The 16957-nt window shown below is 41.9% G+C and carries 17 protein-coding genes; all 17 read left to right on the forward strand.

Annotation, left to right across the window (positions count from 1 at the left end; all coding sequences use genetic code 11):
* Positions 1–10 precede the first annotated feature (10 nt).
* The 17 genes from CD004_RS07635 to CD004_RS07715 all read left to right on the forward strand — a co-directional run bounded on the left by CD004_RS07635 (position 11) and on the right by CD004_RS07715 (position 16746).
* Positions 11–2071 carry a chemotaxis protein CheA gene (locus tag CD004_RS07635; RefSeq protein WP_102262208.1) on the forward strand — a complete coding sequence of 687 codons (2061 nt, stop codon included), beginning with the start codon at positions 11–13 and terminating at the stop codon, positions 2069–2071.
* Positions 2072–2116: 45 nt separating this feature from the next.
* Positions 2117–2572: a chemotaxis protein CheW gene (locus tag CD004_RS07640; RefSeq protein ID WP_404809818.1), complete on the forward strand. Its 456-nt coding sequence runs from the start codon at positions 2117–2119 to the stop codon at positions 2570–2572.
* Between the two features lie 17 nt (positions 2573–2589).
* A complete protein-coding gene (locus tag CD004_RS07645) occupies positions 2590–3231 on the forward strand; it encodes a chemotaxis protein CheC (RefSeq protein ID WP_102262210.1) in 642 nt (213 codons plus the stop codon).
* Complete coding sequence (locus tag CD004_RS07650; protein WP_102262211.1) at positions 3224–3721, forward strand: chemotaxis protein CheD; 498 nt, start codon at positions 3224–3226, stop codon at positions 3719–3721. Before CD004_RS07645 ends, CD004_RS07650 begins: the two co-directional genes overlap by 8 nt.
* A 62-nt stretch (positions 3722–3783) precedes the next feature.
* On the forward strand, positions 3784–4545 hold the full coding sequence (locus CD004_RS07655) for a FliA/WhiG family RNA polymerase sigma factor (protein ID WP_102262212.1): 762 nt from the start codon (positions 3784–3786) through the stop codon (positions 4543–4545).
* Positions 4546–4570: 25 nt separating this feature from the next.
* Entirely contained in the window at positions 4571–5947 is a 1377-nt protein-coding gene (locus CD004_RS07660) for a flagellar assembly protein A (RefSeq protein ID WP_233435018.1), read from the forward strand.
* Between the two features lie 4 nt (positions 5948–5951).
* Positions 5952–6263 (forward strand): hypothetical protein, encoded by a 312-nt coding sequence (locus tag CD004_RS07665; protein WP_102262214.1) that lies wholly within the window; start codon positions 5952–5954, stop codon positions 6261–6263.
* Positions 6264–6272: 9 nt separating this feature from the next.
* Positions 6273–6857, forward strand: a complete 585-nt coding sequence (locus CD004_RS07670) for a hypothetical protein (protein ID WP_102262215.1) — start codon at positions 6273–6275, stop codon at positions 6855–6857.
* 144 nt (positions 6858–7001) lie between these two features.
* Positions 7002–7712 carry a 30S ribosomal protein S2 gene (rpsB, locus tag CD004_RS07675; RefSeq protein WP_041967225.1) on the forward strand — a complete coding sequence of 237 codons (711 nt, stop codon included), beginning with the start codon at positions 7002–7004 and terminating at the stop codon, positions 7710–7712.
* Positions 7713–7861: 149 nt separating this feature from the next.
* Positions 7862–8746 carry a translation elongation factor Ts gene (tsf, locus tag CD004_RS07680; protein ID WP_102262216.1) on the forward strand — a complete coding sequence of 295 codons (885 nt, stop codon included), beginning with the start codon at positions 7862–7864 and terminating at the stop codon, positions 8744–8746.
* Between the two features lie 129 nt (positions 8747–8875).
* A complete protein-coding gene (pyrH, locus tag CD004_RS07685; RefSeq protein WP_102262217.1) occupies positions 8876–9601 on the forward strand; it encodes a UMP kinase in 726 nt (241 codons plus the stop codon).
* Positions 9601–10158 (forward strand): ribosome recycling factor, encoded by a 558-nt coding sequence (gene frr / locus CD004_RS07690; protein WP_102262218.1) that lies wholly within the window; start codon positions 9601–9603, stop codon positions 10156–10158. The genes pyrH and frr overlap by 1 nt, the downstream gene beginning before the upstream one ends.
* Positions 10159–10794: 636 nt before the next feature.
* Positions 10795–11571 carry an undecaprenyl pyrophosphate synthase gene (locus CD004_RS07695; protein ID WP_102262219.1) on the forward strand — a complete coding sequence of 259 codons (777 nt, stop codon included), beginning with the start codon at positions 10795–10797 and terminating at the stop codon, positions 11569–11571.
* Between the two features lie 19 nt (positions 11572–11590).
* Positions 11591–12379 carry a phosphatidate cytidylyltransferase gene (locus tag CD004_RS07700; RefSeq protein ID WP_102262220.1) on the forward strand — a complete coding sequence of 263 codons (789 nt, stop codon included), beginning with the start codon at positions 11591–11593 and terminating at the stop codon, positions 12377–12379.
* 110 nt (positions 12380–12489) lie between these two features.
* Positions 12490–13632 (forward strand): 1-deoxy-D-xylulose-5-phosphate reductoisomerase, encoded by a 1143-nt coding sequence (gene dxr / locus CD004_RS07705; protein ID WP_102262221.1) that lies wholly within the window; start codon positions 12490–12492, stop codon positions 13630–13632.
* Between the two features lie 51 nt (positions 13633–13683).
* Positions 13684–14946 carry an RIP metalloprotease RseP gene (gene rseP, locus CD004_RS07710; protein ID WP_102262222.1) on the forward strand — a complete coding sequence of 421 codons (1263 nt, stop codon included), beginning with the start codon at positions 13684–13686 and terminating at the stop codon, positions 14944–14946.
* Positions 14947–15042: 96 nt separating this feature from the next.
* On the forward strand, positions 15043–16746 hold the full coding sequence (locus CD004_RS07715) for a proline--tRNA ligase (protein WP_102262223.1): 1704 nt from the start codon (positions 15043–15045) through the stop codon (positions 16744–16746).
* Positions 16747–16957: the final 211 nt, after the last annotated feature.

Here is a 16957-nt window from a genome sequence, read left to right on the forward strand (position 1 = left end):
TGCTGAGCACATGGAATTGAATCAATATCTTGAAGTCTTTATTGAAGAAAGTAAAGAACATTTACAGGCCTGTAATGAACAATTGCTGGAATTAGAGAAGAATCCACAGGATCTATCCATCATTAATGAAATTTTCAGGTCAGCCCATACTCTTAAAGGGATGTCAGCGACAATGGGTTATGAGGATCTGGCAAGCCTTACTCATCAAATGGAGAATGTATTGGATGCAATCCGGAATAACAGATTGACAACTACACCTGAAATTGTCGATGTTATTTTCATGGCTGTCGACCACCTGGAAGATATGGTTCAGTCGATCGCTTCCGGGGGCGATGGCAAAAAGGACGTTACTGAAACAGTCGAAAAGTTGAAATTGATTGAAAAAGGGGAACCTCTCTCAGGTTCTGCCAAGAATGAGGTAGCTGCTACAGCAGTTTTAGAAGCAAATCAACAATCACACTATGATGAATTTGAATTGACCGTATTAAAGCAGTCCAAAGAACAAGGATTCGGTGTTTATGAAATTGCTATCGCTTTGCGCGAGGATTGCTTACTGAAAGCTGCCCGGGTCTATATGGTTTTTGAGGTGCTGGAGCAGATTGGTGAAGTAATCAAAGCAAACCCTTCAGTAGAGCAACTTGAGGAAGAACAGTTTGACGATGAATTTACTGTAACCATTGTCTCCAAAGAGGAACCAGAGGATATTAAAGGCAAGATCATGAAGGTGTCTGAAGTTGTGAAAACTGACTTAAGGTCATTTGATTTTGCTGAAGAAAGCAATGACACGTATGGTGAAGTGTTGGCAAATTTAAACACCCAGGTAGAATCTAATACTCCTGCCTCCGAACAACAATCCCAATCGATTGGAACTGAAGTTTCATCGGTTAATGATAAAAAAGGCAGTGTCAAACAGCAAAGTAATAGCAGCAAAACGATACGAGTAAATATCGAACGTCTTGATATTTTAATGAACTTATTTGAAGAGCTTGTAATTGACCGCGGCAGACTAGAGCAAATTTCCAAAGACCTTGAAAATAGCGAACTTACTGAAACAGTCGAAAGAATGTCAAGGATCTCAGGTGACCTGCAAAATATTATTTTGAATATGCGGATGGTCCAGGTTGAAACGGTATTCAACCGCTTCCCTAGAATGATTCGTCAGTTAGCGAGAGATTTAAATAAGAAGATCAACCTTGAAGTCGTAGGTGCAGAAACAGAATTGGATCGCACGGTAATTGATGAAATTGGTGATCCTCTTGTGCATTTATTGAGAAATTCGGTTGACCACGGCATTGAATCACCTGAAGTGCGGAAAGCAAAGGGCAAGAATGAAGAGGGTACTGTCGTACTTCGCGCTTTCCATAGCGGAAATCATGTGTTCATTGAAATCGAGGATGATGGTGCCGGAATCAGCAGGGATAAGGTACTGAAAAAGGCGATCAGCAAAGGTATCATTACCGAACAATCCGCTGCGGGCTTTACTGATAAACAGGCGTATGAATTAATTCTTTCATCCGGCTTCTCTACAGCTGAAAAAATATCAGATATTTCCGGACGCGGAGTAGGACTGGATGTTGTAAAGAATACGATCGAGTCATTGGGAGGATCGATTTCTATCGATTCAAAGGAAAATGAGGGAACTATTTTCTCGATTCAGCTTCCGCTGACATTATCGATCATTTCTGTTATGTTAGTCGAAATCCAGAAAGAAAAATTTGCTATTCCTTTATCATCTATTATCGAGACAGCCATAATTAAAGACACTGACATCATGAATGCGCATAATCAAAAGGTGATTGATTTTAGAGGCAAGGTCGTGCCGCTGCTGTACTTAAAGGATATCTTCGAGGTACCGTCAGAGCAGGTTGATGATCAATTCCACTCTGTCATTATCGTTCGAAAAGGAGATAAAATGGCTGGTTTGATTGTAGATTCATTCATCGGCCAGCAAGAAGTAGTCCTTAAATCATTAGGAAATTATTTAACGAATGTATTTGCGATTTCCGGAGCTACGATCCTTGGAGATGGACAAGTAGCTTTGATTGTCGATTGCAATGCCTTAATTAAATAGATTCCTGCTTAACTCAATGACGATGATATTTTAGGAGTGATGAAAATGGCTGAAAATCTGGTTTCAGACTTGAAAGTAATCGTGTTCCAGCTGAATGATAAAGAGTATGGTGTTCCAGTAAGCCAGGTGAAATCAATTGAAAAAATCATGCATATCACAAGGGTCCCTCATACAAATCCTTTTGTAAAAGGGGTAATGAACCTTCGAGGAGTAGTGACTCCGCTTTTGGATTTGCGTGTCAGGTTTGGCATAGAGGAACAAGCATACAACGAAAGTACTCGTGTAATCATTGTTTCTGTAGAAGATAAAGAAGTTGGGTTAATTGTAGACGGCGCAAATGATGTCATTGATATCCCAACAAGCTTGATTGAACCACCGCCTGAAGTCGTGGGTATAGCAGCTGAAGGTTTTATTGATGGAGTAGCCAATCTGGATAAGAGGTTATTGATTTTAATAGACTTGAACAAAATCCTTGAGTCCGACGAAGTTAAAGCTTTGTAAGTGAAGGGAATATAACTATGACTTTTCTAAAAAGCATTTCGGACATTCACCTTGATATATTAAAAGAGGTAGGAAATATTGGCGCAGGACATGCTGCGACGGCTTTATCAACTTTATTGAATAAAAAAATTGATATGAAAGTTCCCAGTGTCAGGGTCGTATCCTTTGATGAAGTGATGGACCTCGCTGGTGGACCCGACAATGTGGTAGCAAGTGTTTTTCTTCGGATAGAGGGCGATGCTCCAGGGAGCATGTTCTTTATCCTTCCGCTTCCACAGGCGGAGAAATATATTGGCCAACTTACAAAAAACCAATCATTCTCGTTTTCCGAAGAACCAGATAATGAACTGGCATTGTCCGCCCTCCAGGAATTAGGCAATATTTTATCAGGGTCATATTTATCTTCTCTTTCGGATTTTACGAAACTGAGCCTGTACCCTTCAGTTCCGGCTTTAAGTATAGATATGGTAGGAGCAGTCATCAGTTTCGGACTGCTGGAATTGTCCCAGGTGAGTGATTATGCAATCGTGATCGATACGGCTTTGGATGAAGAGGAAGCTCAGTTGCCAGACAGCGTGAATGGTCATTTCTTTCTATTGCCAGACCCGGATTCGTTCCATATCATTTTTTCTGCACTAGGAGTAAGGGTTGATGCATAAAACAGCAGAAATCATCAAAGTTGGCATTGCTGATATGAATATCGTTAAGGTTCCTGATTTAATACGGACTACGGGTCTTGGTTCCTGTGTTGGTGTGGTATTGTATGATCAGGCAAGGGAAATCGCTGGTATGGCACATATTATGCTGCCAGATTCATCATTATCTCGAGCGGAGCCGCTGAATAAAGCCAAATTTGCTAATACAGCCATTAAGGAACTGTTAAATGCCTTGGTAAAAATAGGAGCAAGACCTTCAGGAATAAAAGCGAAGATTGCTGGCGGCGCGCAAATGTTCCAGTTTTCCGGAAGCAGCGATATGATGAGGATTGGACCTAGGAATGTGGAAGCAGTTTTACAAGAATTGAAGGAACTCAGGATTCCGGTTTTAGCCCAGGATGTTGGTGGGAATAGCGGAAGGACGATTGAGTTCGACCCCAAAACCGGTTTGATGCAAATCAGGACTGTTAATAAAGGGAATAGTGAAATTTAATGGAAGTTGATTTATCTGATAGCTTCAAAGAATAATGCGTAATGCGCGTGAGGAGGATTACAATGGTACGAGGATCCACTTCGGAAGAACAGGTAACATGGGATAAATGGGTACAGTTCCGTGATCCGGATGCAGGTAATTTGCTGATAAAAAAATATATGCCACTTGTTTCCTACCATGTGCAAAGAATTTCAGTGAGTCTTCCGAAAAGTGTGTCTAGAGATGATCTAAAAAGTCTGGGAATGATTGGTTTATACGATGCTCTAGAAAAATTCGATCCAAACAGGGATCTGAAATTTGATACATATTCTTCATTTCGAATTCGTGGAGCGATTTTAGACGGATTAAGAAAAGAAGACTGGCTGCCAAGAAGTACTCGGGAAAAAGCCAAAAAGATTGATGCAGCGATCGAGCGACTTGAACAGCGGTTTATGAGAAATGCGACCATCGAAGAAATTGCCAGCGAACTGAACATGGATGAAACAGAAATTTACACAACAATAAATGAACATTTTTTTGCGAATGTACTATCCATAGATGAACATCCAAGTGAAAATGATGAACGGGATAACCAATCATTTGTGATCAAGGATGAAAAAGCTGAAATTCCTGAAGATAAACTTATTAAGTCTGAATTGCTGGAAGAGATAGCTGAAAAAGTTTCAAAATTAAATGATAAAGAACAACTCGTATTGAGTTTGTTTTATAAAGAAGAATTAACACTAACAGAGATTGGTCAAGTCATGAATTTATCTACATCGAGGATCTCACAAATTCATTCAAAAGCGATATTTAAACTGAGAAAATGGTTAGAGACAGCTTAAAAGAAGGCAGGAGATCAACTTGGCGATGGAATATAAGGTGAAGTTATCCCATGACAGGCTTGCAGCTGAATTGATTCTGGATATAGGAAATAAAGAAAAAGCTTTTTCCGTAGACGAATTAATGAATATATTAAAAGAAGAAAAGATCGTGTTCGGTGTTAAGAGGGATGTTGTAACAAAAATCTCCGAAGATCCTAATTCTATCGAGTATCCAATCATTATTGCTGCAGGAGAACCTAAAGTGGATGGTGCAGATTCATATTTGCGCAACGAACTCCAACAAAATAGTCTTGAGGACCATAAAGTCTTTAATTTTCGTTCTGTCATCCATATTCCCTCTGTTAGAAAGGGTCAGTTGTTGGCATCTGTAGTCCCGCCAATGAATGGAAGACATGGGACAGATGTCACTGGGAAGACCATTCCAGCCAAGCATGGGCGTCCCCTCAGGATCAAGCCGGGAAATAATGTGATTCTTGAATCCGAACAGTTCTTTGCAGCATGTGATGGGCAGGTCAGCATTACCCAAAAATCAATCTCGGTCAATCCTGTATTCGAAGTGAAAGGTGATCTTGATTTAAGGACAGGCAATATTGACTTTGTGGGGAATATTGCAATTAGAGGGAATGTGCCAAGCGGGTATGAATTGAAAGCTGGGGGAGACATCGTAGTTGATGGACTTGTTGAGGCAGCCAATCTCTATGCAGAAGGCAATATCATCATCAAGGGTGGTGTAGCCGGAGCGCTGAAGGGTAAGGTTTCAGCGGGGGGGAGTGTACTGGCGAATTACCTGAACCAGGCCAATGTAAAAGCAGGACAGGATATAATCGTGAAGTCTTCCATACTGCACAGTAAACTTACTGCTGCCGGCAATGTAGAATGCCGTACTGGAACTATCATCGGTGGGACAATTTCTGCTGGCCGAAATATTTCCGTAAAGGAATTAGGCAATGAGCTTTTTACCAAAACCGAGTTAGCCGTTGGCTGGGATCCATTGCTGGAAAAAGCAGAGCTCGAAACTCTCCAATCCATTGAAACAGCAAAAGCTAATATCAGAAAGCTTACTGAAATAGAAGTGAAGCTTGCTGAAATTGGCAACCGGTCAGGTGCACTTACTGCTGAACAAAAACAGATGATTGTGAAACAGCGAAATACAAGGCAGAATGTTGAAGCTGATTTAGCTCAATTGCTGTCTGAACTCGAGTTTTTACAAATTGAAAAACAGGATAGATTACTCTCATCCTTGTTTGTTTTCGACAAATTATTCCCGAATACAAAGGTGTTTTTCGGAAAGTATGCGTTCTTGACAAACCAGGTTTACAGGAAAGTTAGCTTTCATCTGGAAAATAGCGAGATTTCAATTCATCCGATTATTGATACTGAAAGTCCACTAGTTAGGAAGTGACACGATGAGCCTCAAAGCAATCGAAATGCAGATTGCGCTTCCGAGGACACATGATGCCGGCAAGATACAGGAACAACTTCAGCAGCGGGGACAGCATCTTCAGGAGCATGCGGCACAAAGTGTGACAAAGGAAGATGATTTAAAGCGCAAGACCGTGGTTAAAAATAACCAAAAGCAAGAAGCCCGCCTGAATCAGGAGGGAAGCCATTCGGGCCACCAGGAGCAAAATGGCAGGGGGGATAAAAGGAACAAGAATGACCAACCTGCACAGCACCACCATCCTTATAAAGGGAAGGTAATTGATTACAGCGGATAGAGGGATGTTATGACCACTTTTCTACTACTTTTAAGCCTCATTTTAAACGGTGCAGCAATCTTCGCAATTATCCTATTATACCTACGCCAAAATCGGCTTGTAGAAGCAGAGAAAAAGCAGGAAAAAATCATCAAAGAGATTGAAGAGGTATTTTCAGCTTATCTCTTTGAATTAAAAGAGGAAAATGATAAATTCCTCGAGGTGATGACTAAAACAAAAGTTAAAAATCAACCTAATGATAAAGATACGGTTGCCATCGAGGCGTCAGATAAGGAGCCGGAAAAAGGCTACGATCATATAAAACAGGAAAAACATCCTAATCGACTTGGCAAAGGCATTGCCTACCATGCTGCAAGGAAGGCGTACCAGCAAAACCATGAACCAGTATCAACTGATTTACATGTGGCTGAGAATGATATAATCGCAGTGGATTCACAGGAAAATACCGTTGAATTAAATCAGTTAAGTTTTATTGACCAGGTTCTGTACATGAAAAAACAGGGATTGACGATTGAAGAAATTGCCAGGGACCTGGATAAAGGGAAAACAGAAATAGAACTTTTGCTTAAATTTCGGCAAAAAACGCAAGAATAACTTGAATGTCAGTTTTATTTATGCTATATTATCTCATGGTGTTAATACACACGTTCATTGATTCGGCCAGATGGTGCTGTTTCGTCAGTTCCTGGCTGAAGATGATTTGGACGGAGGAAATCAAAACCATTAGGAGGAAACACAATGTCAGTAATTTCAATGAAGCAACTGCTTGAAGCTGGTGTACACTTCGGTCACCAGACTCGCCGTTGGAACCCTAAGATGAAGAAATATATCTTCACTGAGCGTAACGGCATCTACATCATCGACCTTCAAAAGACTGTTAAGAAGGTTGAAGAAGCATACAACTACGTGAAAGAGCTAGCTGGTAACGGCGGTACTGTTCTTTTCGTAGGTACTAAGAAACAAGCTCAAGATTCTGTTAAAGAAGAAGCAGCTCGTTCTGGTATGTACTATGTTAACCAACGTTGGTTGGGTGGTACTCTAACTAACTTCGAAACAATCCAAAAGCGTATCTCTCGTCTTAAGAACATCGAAAGAATGTCAGAAGACGGAACTTTTGAAGTACTTCCTAAGAAAGAAGTAGTTCAATTGAAGAAAGAGCAAGAGCGTTTAGAAAAGTTCTTGGGCGGAATCAAGGACATGAAGGGCCTTCCAGATGCTCTTTTCATCATTGACCCACGCAAAGAGCGCATCGCTGTTGCTGAAGCACGCAAATTGAACATTCCTATCGTTGGAATTGTTGATACAAACTGTGATCCAGACGAAATCGACGTAGTTATCCCTGCGAACGATGACGCGATCCGCGCTGTTAAATTGCTAACTTCTAAAATGGCTGATGCTATTATCGAAGCAAAGCAAGGCGAAGAAACTACAGAAGCTGTAGAAGCTTAATTTAAAATAAGGTGATATAGGGAAGCACCCTTTATCACCTTTTTTTAAGACTTATATTCCGTATAAATTCCAATGGGGTTTATATTGGCGAAATCAAGTTAAAATAAAGTATAGTTACATATAACCAAGATTTTAGGAGGAATTTCATTATGGCTATTACTGCACAAATGGTTAAAGAATTGCGTGAAAAAACTGGCGCAGGTATGATGGACTGCAAAAAGGCACTTCAGGAAACAAATGGTGATATGGATCAGGCAATCGATTTCCTTCGTGAAAAAGGAATTGCTAAAGCAGCTAAGAAAGCTGACCGCATCGCTGCAGAGGGTACTACTTACATCCTTGCAGAAGGCAATGAAGCTGTAATCCTTGAAGTGAACTCTGAAACGGACTTCGTAGCAAAAAACGAAGGCTTCCAGGTTCTTGTTAAGGAAATCGCTGAGCACCTTCTTAAGAACAAGCCTGCATCTGTTGAAGAAGCTAACGCTCAAACAATGGAAAATGGCGAAAATGTTGAAACTCGCATCAACAATGCAATCGCAAAAATCGGTGAGAAGCTTTCCCTTCGCCGCTTTGAAGTGAAAACTAAAACTGACAGCGATGCATTCGGTGCTTACCTTCACATGGGCGGCCGCATTGGCGTTCTTACTGTTCTTGAAGGAACTACAGACGAAGCAGCTGCTAAAGACGTTTCCATGCACATCGCTGCATTAAACCCTAAATATGTTTCTCGTGACGAAGTATCTCAAGAAGAAGTTGAGCATGAGCGTGAAATCCTTACTCAACAAGCTCTTAACGAAGGCAAGCCAGAAAATATCGTTGCTAAGATGGTTGAAGGCCGCCTGAGCAAATATTTCGAAGACGTTTGTGTTCTTGACCAGCCATTCGTTAAGAACCCTGATCAAAAAGTACGCCAGTTTGTTGAATCAAAAGGTGGAACACTTCGCGAGTTTACTCGTTACGAAGTAGGCGAAGGCATCGAAAAGCGTGAAGATAACTTTGCTGAAGAAGTAATGAACCAAGTAAACAAGAAATAATTTTTACTAGCCTATGTAATTGCAGGGAACACTCCAGTGTTCCCTGTTTTTGGACATAGCTTTAAATAGGCTCTTACTTAAGCATACACGTGCTTATGAGAGGCCTTAAATTACATATGGAGGTACCCTATGACGAGCCCTAAATACAAAAGAGTTGTTTTAAAGTTAAGTGGAGAAGCATTAGCCGGAGAACAAGGATTTGGCATCAATCCGTCGGTAATCAAAAATGTTGCAGACCAGGTGAAGGAGATTGCAGAACTGGATGTGGAGGTCGCTGTTGTAGTAGGCGGAGGAAATATCTGGAGAGGCAAAATCGGTGAAGAAATGGGAATGGACAGAGCGACGGCAGACTACATGGGCATGCTCGCTACCGTCATGAATTCCCTATCTTTACAAGACAGCCTGGAGCAAGCGGGAATCGAGACAAGGGTTCAAACTTCCATCGAAATGCGCCAGGTTGCAGAGCCGTACATCAGAAGAAGGGCAATCAGACACCTGGAGAAGAAGCGAGTCGTCATTTTCGCAGCCGGAACAGGAAATCCGTACTTCTCAACGGATACGACAGCTGCATTACGTGCTGCTGAGATCGAAGCAGATGTAATCCTTATGGCAAAGAATAACGTTGATGGCGTTTATTCTGCAGACCCGCGTGTTGATAAAAACGCAACTAAATATGATGAACTTTCATACCTGGATGTATTGAAGGAAGGTCTGGCTGTCATGGATTCAACAGCTTCATCTCTATGTATGGACAATGATATCCCGTTAATTGTATTCTCTATTATGGAAAAAGGTAATATTAAACGAGCAGTAATGGGTGAAACAATCGGAACAATCGTGAGGGGGAAAAACTAATGCCAAAACAAGCAATTGCTAACGCAAAAGAAAGAATGTCAAAAGCGATCCAAGCTTATACACGCGAACTTGCCAGCATCCGTGCAGGCAGAGCAAGCGCCTCTCTTTTAGACAGAGTACAGGTGGATTATTATGGAGCACCAACTCCAGTCAATCAACTAGCTGGTATTTCTGTACCGGAAGCGCGTCTTTTGGTTATCCAGCCATATGATAAGTCAATCCTTGGTGAAATTGAAAAAGCGATCTTAAAGTCTGATCTTGGCCTGAATCCTGCAAACGATGGACAAATCATCAGGATCGCGATTCCTCAGCTGACTGAGGAACGACGCAAAGAGCTTGCAAAGCAAGTTAAAAAGGAAGCTGAAGAAGCAAAAATCGCGATCCGCAATATTCGCCGCGACGGCAACGAAGATCTGAAGAAGCTAGAGAAAAACGGAGAAATCACAGAAGATGACCTCCGTGGATACTCTGACGATATTCAAAAGCTAACGGATGAACATATCGCAAAAATCGATCAGATTACAAAAGACAAAGAAAAAGAAATCATGGAAGTGTAAGGCTTCTATTGTAATCAACATCGAAAACCCTCTGTTTTCCAGGGGGTTTTTTCTCTATACATATTATGAAGAATAATGAGTTGATAATCTGGCTGTGTTAAGGTTTTCGTTGTTTTATAAGTCCAGTTGAATGGAGCGGAAGGCGCATATACTCATCCGGAAATGCTACCGCATTTCCATCGTCCGTGGACGGTTTCGGGGGAGCTCAGTCAATATCCTCCGGTATCAGCTGGACAGGTGAACTCCGCAGGAGCATCCTCCTGGAACGGTAATTACCAGCCTAATTAAAGGCAGTTTATTAATACAAAGAGTTTACGTAAACGGCCAAAATGATAGAATATAATAATGTTTGCTGTTATATTCTGTTTTACTACTAGACAACATATTCTGTATATAAGGCTCCTTTTGTTCAGTAGCAGGCTGGTTCTTTAGAATATTAAGGTGTTGTCCAACGGTTTATAGAGATATCTTTTTTCTTTTTTGGTATGATAGTGGCATATGGAATTGAAAGAGATAAGAAAAGGATCGCTTTTAATAAGCAGTCCGGCTTCAGCGCCAAACGAATGCCAGGCATAGTCAGCGCCTGGATGTATGACTCATTGGAGCTAAAGATAATCTTTTGGGGGAGCTGTCCGAATGTTAAATAAAATGAATCCGTGGAAGAAGGATCAAAATCCTTCCAGTTTCCGTGATCGCGTACTTCAAATTAAAGACCATGAAGTCCCTTCCCATGTTGCCATTATCATGGATGGTAATGGGCGTTGGGCTAAAAAACGCGCTTTGCCCCGGGTTGCTGGCCATCATGAAGGCATGAAGGTTGTCCGCAAAATAACCAAGCTGGCCAATGAACTTGGTGTTAAGACCCTTACTGTTTATGCTTTTTCTACAGAAAACTGGAAAAGGCCTAAAATGGAAGTTGATTTCCTGATGAAACTGCCAGAAGAATTCCTTGGCACCTTCCTTCCTGAATTAATTGAAGAAAATGTCCGTGTCGAAATGATTGGATATAAGGATAAACTTCCTGAGCATACGAAAAGGGCAGTCGGAAAAGCGATGGAAGATACAAAGAATAATACCGGCCTTGTCTTAAACTTTGCCCTTAACTATGGTAGTCGGGCAGAAATCATTGACGGCGTTAAAAGAGTAATGGATGATGTTAAAAATGGTAATATTACCGAGAGTGAGCTGAACGAAGAAGTCTTCTCTTCTTATCTCATGACAAAGTATTTGGATGATCCTGACCTGTTAATAAGGACAAGTGGTGAAATTCGCTTAAGCAATTTTATGCTTTGGCAGCTGGCATACACGGAGTTCTGGTTTACAGATGTACTGTGGCCAGATTTTGATGAAGAACATTTTGTCGAAGCAATTGAAGCATTCCAGGGCCGGCAACGGCGTTTTGGAGGAGTATAAAAAAGGTGTGAATAAATAAATGAAGCAAAGAATCATTACAGCAGTCATAGCAGCAGCTGTTTTTCTTCCAATCGTTATTTTTGGAGGCTGGCCATTTATTGCGATGGTTTACCTAATCGCTTCCGTAGCATTATACGAAGCACTCAAGATGAAGCAAATAAAGCTTTTCTCCGTTCCGGGGATTCTTTCTTTGTTATTATTATGGATTTTCTTGATTCCAGACCAATATAGTGGCTTTCTAAAGGAAATTGATTATACAAAACTTGAGCTTTTCTTTCTTGGAGTGCTTTTATTTTTGACATATACGGTCATAACTAAAAATCGCTTCACTTTTGAGGAAGTAGCTTTTTCAATCATGTCTACACTTTATGTCGGACTTGGTTTTTATTTCTTCATTGAAACAAGAGAAGCAAGCTTAACATTTGTGTTTTATTCACTTTTCATTATATGGGCTACCGATTCAGGAGCCTATTTTATCGGACGTGCAATTGGCAAACATAAGCTTTGGCCTGAAATCAGTCCGAACAAGACAACAGAGGGCTTTTTTGGCGGAATAGTTTCTGCCCTTGTTGTTGCTGTGCTGTTCAGTATGTTTGGAGATATGAAAGTACCGACATTAATCCTTCTAATGGCGACTGCATTTTTGTCTGTGTTCGGCCAAGTAGGGGATCTTGTCGAGTCAGCACTGAAACGTCATTATAATGTTAAGGACTCCGGGAATATTCTTCCTGGCCATGGCGGCATGCTTGACCGCTTTGACAGCTTGCTGTTTGTCTGGCCGTTGATTCATTTATTCCATTTGTTATAACGGAGACAAGGTTGTTCTTCATATGGATAAAACTGGATTGACAAAACCATTTAATTTTGATTATACCGGGTATGTACCATTTCCCGTTGGAGATATTAGGAGTGAAATTTGTGAAAAGAATCAGTTTGTTGGGAGCGACAGGATCGATAGGAATCCAAACGCTTGATGTAATCAGGGAGCATCCTGAAGAGTTCAAGCTTGTATCGATGTCTGCCGGCAGGAACGTGGAACTTACCAGGAAGATCATAACTGAATTTTTGCCAGAACTGGTTTCTGTGCAAGACAAAGACGATGCTGAACGGTTAAAGGCAGATTTTCCACAAGTGAAGGTTGTGCATGGACTGGAAGGTCTCGAGGAGGCTGCAGTTTTTCATAAGGCGGATATACTTGTAAATGCAGTTCTCGGGAGTGTTGGGTTAAGCCCAACACTGGAGGCAATCAGATCGGGGAAAAAGATTGCGATTGCGAATAAAGAAACACTGGTTACTGCAGGCCATATCGTGATGGAAGAGGCAAAGCGGTATAATGTGCCGATCCTTCCTGTTGACAGTGAGCACTCGGCAATTTTTCAGGCCTTGCAGGGAGAAAAAGAAAAAAATATTGAGAGACTGATCCTCACGGCATCGGGAGGAAGCTTCAGAGATCGGACCAGAGAAGAGCTGCAGGGCGTTACAAAAACAGATGCATTAAACCACCCAAACTGGTCGATGGGAGCAAAAATTACAATTGATTCTGCAACCATGATGAATAAAGGGTTAGAAGTCATTGAAGCGCATTGGCTATTCTCTCTTCCTTATGATGATATTTCTGTCATCCTCCATCGCGAAAGTATCATTCATTCGATGGTAGAATTCCATGACACGAGTATTATGGCCCAATTGGGAACACCGGATATGAAAGTGCCAATTCAATATGCTCTTACATACCCAGACAGGCTCCCGTTAGTTTCAGGAAAAAGACTTAATCTGGCGGAAGTTGGCCGGCTTCATTTTACAGAAATGGATTTCGACCGGTTTCGCTGCCTGAAGTTTGCTTATGAAGCAGGTCGGGCGGGTGGCACTTTGCCGGCGGTCATGAATGCTGCAAATGAAGCAGCGGTAGCCGCCTTTTTGGACGACAGAATCACTTTCCTCCAAATTGAAGACTTGATAGAGAAAGCAATGGAAACCCATAGCATCATAGAAAATCCTGACCTTAAAACGATTCAAGAGGTTGACAAAGAGACAAGAATGTATGTAAAGTCACTACTATAAATTTAAGTCTCAAGAGTGGATTCTTATCCTATTAAAAGGTGGTTAGAAAATTTGAATACAGTTATTGCCTTTATCGTCATTTTTGGCGCCCTGGTTTTCTTTCATGAACTTGGGCACTTGATTTTCGCTAAACGAGCAGGTATCCTCTGCCGTGAATTTGCAATTGGATTCGGTCCAAAGGTCTTTTCTTTTAAGAAGAATGAAACGACTTATACCATCCGCCTCCTTCCAATTGGAGGGTTTGTCAGAATGGCTGGCGAAGATCCTGAAATGATTGAGATCAAGCCTGGGCATAGAATAGGTTTGCTTTTTAACAAGAGTGAAGAAGTTCAAAAAATCATTCTGAATAATAAGGAAAAGTTTCCTGATGCACGAATAGTTGAAGTGGAAAGAGCCGATATTGAACACGAACTTTTTATTAAAGGTTATGAAGAAGGGGAAGACGACAGCAAGCTGACAACCTTCCCAATTAGTAAAACGGCAGTCCTTGTTGAAAATGGGGTAGAGACGCAGATTGCTCCATTTGACAGGCAATTCGGTTCCAAGACGCTTGGGCAAAGAACAATGGCAATCTTCGCTGGACCTATGATGAACTTTATCCTGGCGATGGTGATCTTCATCATACTTGCTTTGTTCCAGGGAATCCCTTCGAACGAACCTGAGTTGGGTAAGCTTACTCCAGATGGAAGTGCACTCAAAGCAGGACTTCAAGAAGGGGATGTTGTCAACAGCATTGAGGGGTCTGAAGTTTCCAGCTGGCAGGATGTTGTGGAAATCATTCGAAAGAATCCAGGAAATGAACTGGACTTCTCGATTGTGCGTGACGGAGAGAGTATGGAGGTTCCCGTTACACCTGCAACACAAGATGTTGAAGGGGAGAAAATCGGATTGATCGGTGTATACAACCCTGTGGAAAAGTCACCGCTAAAGTCGCTTACCTACGGTGTGAAGGAAACATATTTCTGGACAGTAGAAATCTTTTCAATGCTAGGCAAACTTCTGACCGGCCAATTTTCGATAGATGCATTATCAGGACCGGTGGGCATTTATGTTTCCACTGACACGGTTGCCAAATCCGGTATCTTCTATCTGATGAAATGGGCCGCGATCCTGAGCATCAACCTGGGAATCATGAATCTCCTGCCATTCCCGGCACTTGATGGCGGCAGGTTGACCTTCTTTGCGGTTGAAGCGCTAAGAGGAAAACCAATCGACAAGCAAAAGGAAGGAATGGTCCACTTTGTTGGCTTCGCATTATTAATGCTGCTGATGCTAGTGGTAACCTGGAATGATATTCAAAGATTCTTCCTGTAAGTTAACATATCCACTGACACAATTACTTCCTGCCCGGACCGTACCGGGCAGGAACATTTTTTTTAAAACATGAAATAATCCTATGAGGTGTAATCAATGAAGCAAAGTATGTCGCTTATTCCTACTCTAAGAGAGGTACCATCAGATGCAGAAGTAAAGAGTCATCAGTTGTTGCTCAGGGCTGGATTCATCCGCCAAAACGCGAGCGGTGTTTATACATACATGCCATTAGGGCGCAAGGTTTTGCAAAAAGTCGAGGCGATCATCAGAGAAGAGATGAATAATGCAGGTGCTGCTGAGTTATTCATGCCAGCACTGCAGCAAGCCGAATTGTGGCAGGAATCGGGCCGCTGGTATTCTTATGGTCCGGAGCTTATGAGATTGAAAGACAGGCATGACCGTGAGTTCGCCCTGGGCGCCACACATGAAGAGGTCATTACAAGCCTGGTACGTGACGAGGTGAAATCCTATAAACGCCTTCCGTTGACTCTTTACCAGATCCAGACTAAATTCCGTGATGAAAAACGACCAAGGTTTGGTCTGCTTCGCGGCCGTGAATTCATCATGAAGGACGCATACTCTTTCCATGCGACACAAGAGAGCCTGGATGAGGTTTATGAGCGTCTCTTTCAGGCTTACTCCAATGTGTTCAAACGTTGTGGTTTGAACTTCCGTGCCGTAATCGCTGATTCGGGCGCAATGGGAGGAAAGGATACTCATGAATTCATGGTCCTTTCAGATATCGGGGAAGATACGATTGCTTATTCCGATACGTCTGAATATGCCGCCAATGTCGAAATGGCTCCAGTAACTGCTGTTTATGAAAAGGTCAGTGATCCTGCACAGGTACTTGAAAAAGTACACACAGAAAACAAGAAGACCATTGAAGAAGTCTCTTCCTGCCTTGATGTAGAGTCTAAAGATTGCATCAAATCTTTGCTTTTCAAAGTGGATGATCGCTATGTACTTGTATTAGTGCGTGGAGACCATGACGTGAACGATATTAAATTAAAGAATCACTTTGGGGCTTCAGTTGTTGAACTAGCAGATACAAAGACGACGAAAGAGGTTCTGGGCTGCTCAGTTGGTTCTCTTGGGCCGGTCGGAGTCGATAGCGTTGAGGTAATCGCAGACAATGCCGTGCAGGCAGTAGTAAATGGTGTTTGTGGAGCGAATGAAGAAGATTACCATTTTAAGAATGTAAATCCAGAACGTGATTTCAAGGTAACTTCATATACAGACCTGCGTTTCATCAAAGAAGGAGATCCGTCTCCAGATGGCCAGGGAACAATTGTCTTCGCAAAAGGCATTGAAGTCGGACATGTATTCAAGCTTGGCACCAGATACAGTGAGGCGATGAATGCCGAGATCCTTGACGAGAATGGGAGAACAAAGCCAATGATCATGGGCTGCTATGGAATTGGCGTCTCCAGGACAATGGCCGCTGTAGCAGAACAATTCAATGACGAAAACGGCCTGGTATGGCCTACCAACATTTCACCATTCGATGTCCATCTCATTGCTGTGAACATGAAAGACAGCGCCCAGGCAGAATTGGCTCAAGAACTTTACTCAAGCCTGCAGGCAGCAGGAATGGAAGTACTCATGGATGATCGCCAGGAAAGACCTGGAGTGAAATTCGCAGATTCAGACCTGATTGGTTTGCCTGTAAGAGTTACAGTCGGCAAGAAAGCCGGCGAAGGAATCGTCGAAGTCAAAATCCGTAAAAACGGCGAAATGCAGGAAGTCCACAAAGATGAGTTAGCGGAAACTTTGAAAAATATTTTACGAGAGCTATAATCATTCAGCGGATCCTAACAGGGTCCGCTTTTTTGGCGATTTTGAAATCCTCCTTATTCATCGTAGCATTAAAGACGATAATGTGCGGATAACCTAGAATCTCCCTGATTTATCGTTACATTAAAAAATCATCACGCAGTATCTAGAAAAAATATTGCGGTCGCCTGTGTATCGTGGAGGTTAGTTATGTTCTAGAAATTGAACTGAAAGT

It is taken from the genome of Mesobacillus jeotgali (assembly GCF_002874535.1).
GTDB classification, from domain to species: Bacteria; Bacillota; Bacilli; order Bacillales; family Cytobacillaceae; genus Mesobacillus; species Mesobacillus jeotgali.

What these genes read in the sequence shown, in the direction of transcription:
- CD004_RS07635 (WP_102262208.1), top strand. Translation starts at nt 11, where the DNA reads ATGGAATTGAATCAATATCTTGAAGTCTTTATTGAAGAAAGTAAAGAA.
- CD004_RS07640 (WP_404809818.1), top strand. Translation starts at nt 2,117, where the DNA reads ATGGCTGAAAATCTGGTTTCAGACTTGAAAGTAATCGTGTTCCAGCTG.
- CD004_RS07645 (WP_102262210.1), top strand. Translation starts at nt 2,590, where the DNA reads ATGACTTTTCTAAAAAGCATTTCGGACATTCACCTTGATATATTAAAA.
- CD004_RS07650 (WP_102262211.1), top strand. Translation starts at nt 3,224, where the DNA reads ATGCATAAAACAGCAGAAATCATCAAAGTTGGCATTGCTGATATGAAT.
- CD004_RS07655 (WP_102262212.1), top strand. Translation starts at nt 3,784, where the DNA reads ATGGTACGAGGATCCACTTCGGAAGAACAGGTAACATGGGATAAATGG.
- CD004_RS07660 (WP_233435018.1), top strand. Translation starts at nt 4,571, where the DNA reads ATGGAATATAAGGTGAAGTTATCCCATGACAGGCTTGCAGCTGAATTG.
- CD004_RS07665 (WP_102262214.1), top strand. Translation starts at nt 5,952, where the DNA reads ATGAGCCTCAAAGCAATCGAAATGCAGATTGCGCTTCCGAGGACACAT.
- CD004_RS07670 (WP_102262215.1), top strand. Translation starts at nt 6,273, where the DNA reads ATGACCACTTTTCTACTACTTTTAAGCCTCATTTTAAACGGTGCAGCA.
- rpsB (WP_041967225.1), top strand. Translation starts at nt 7,002, where the DNA reads ATGTCAGTAATTTCAATGAAGCAACTGCTTGAAGCTGGTGTACACTTC.
- tsf (WP_102262216.1), top strand. Translation starts at nt 7,862, where the DNA reads ATGGCTATTACTGCACAAATGGTTAAAGAATTGCGTGAAAAAACTGGC.
- pyrH (WP_102262217.1), top strand. Translation starts at nt 8,876, where the DNA reads ATGACGAGCCCTAAATACAAAAGAGTTGTTTTAAAGTTAAGTGGAGAA.
- frr (WP_102262218.1), top strand. Translation starts at nt 9,601, where the DNA reads ATGCCAAAACAAGCAATTGCTAACGCAAAAGAAAGAATGTCAAAAGCG.
- CD004_RS07695 (WP_102262219.1), top strand. Translation starts at nt 10,795, where the DNA reads ATGTTAAATAAAATGAATCCGTGGAAGAAGGATCAAAATCCTTCCAGT.
- CD004_RS07700 (WP_102262220.1), top strand. Translation starts at nt 11,591, where the DNA reads ATGAAGCAAAGAATCATTACAGCAGTCATAGCAGCAGCTGTTTTTCTT.
- CD004_RS07715 (WP_102262223.1), top strand. Translation starts at nt 15,043, where the DNA reads ATGAAGCAAAGTATGTCGCTTATTCCTACTCTAAGAGAGGTACCATCA.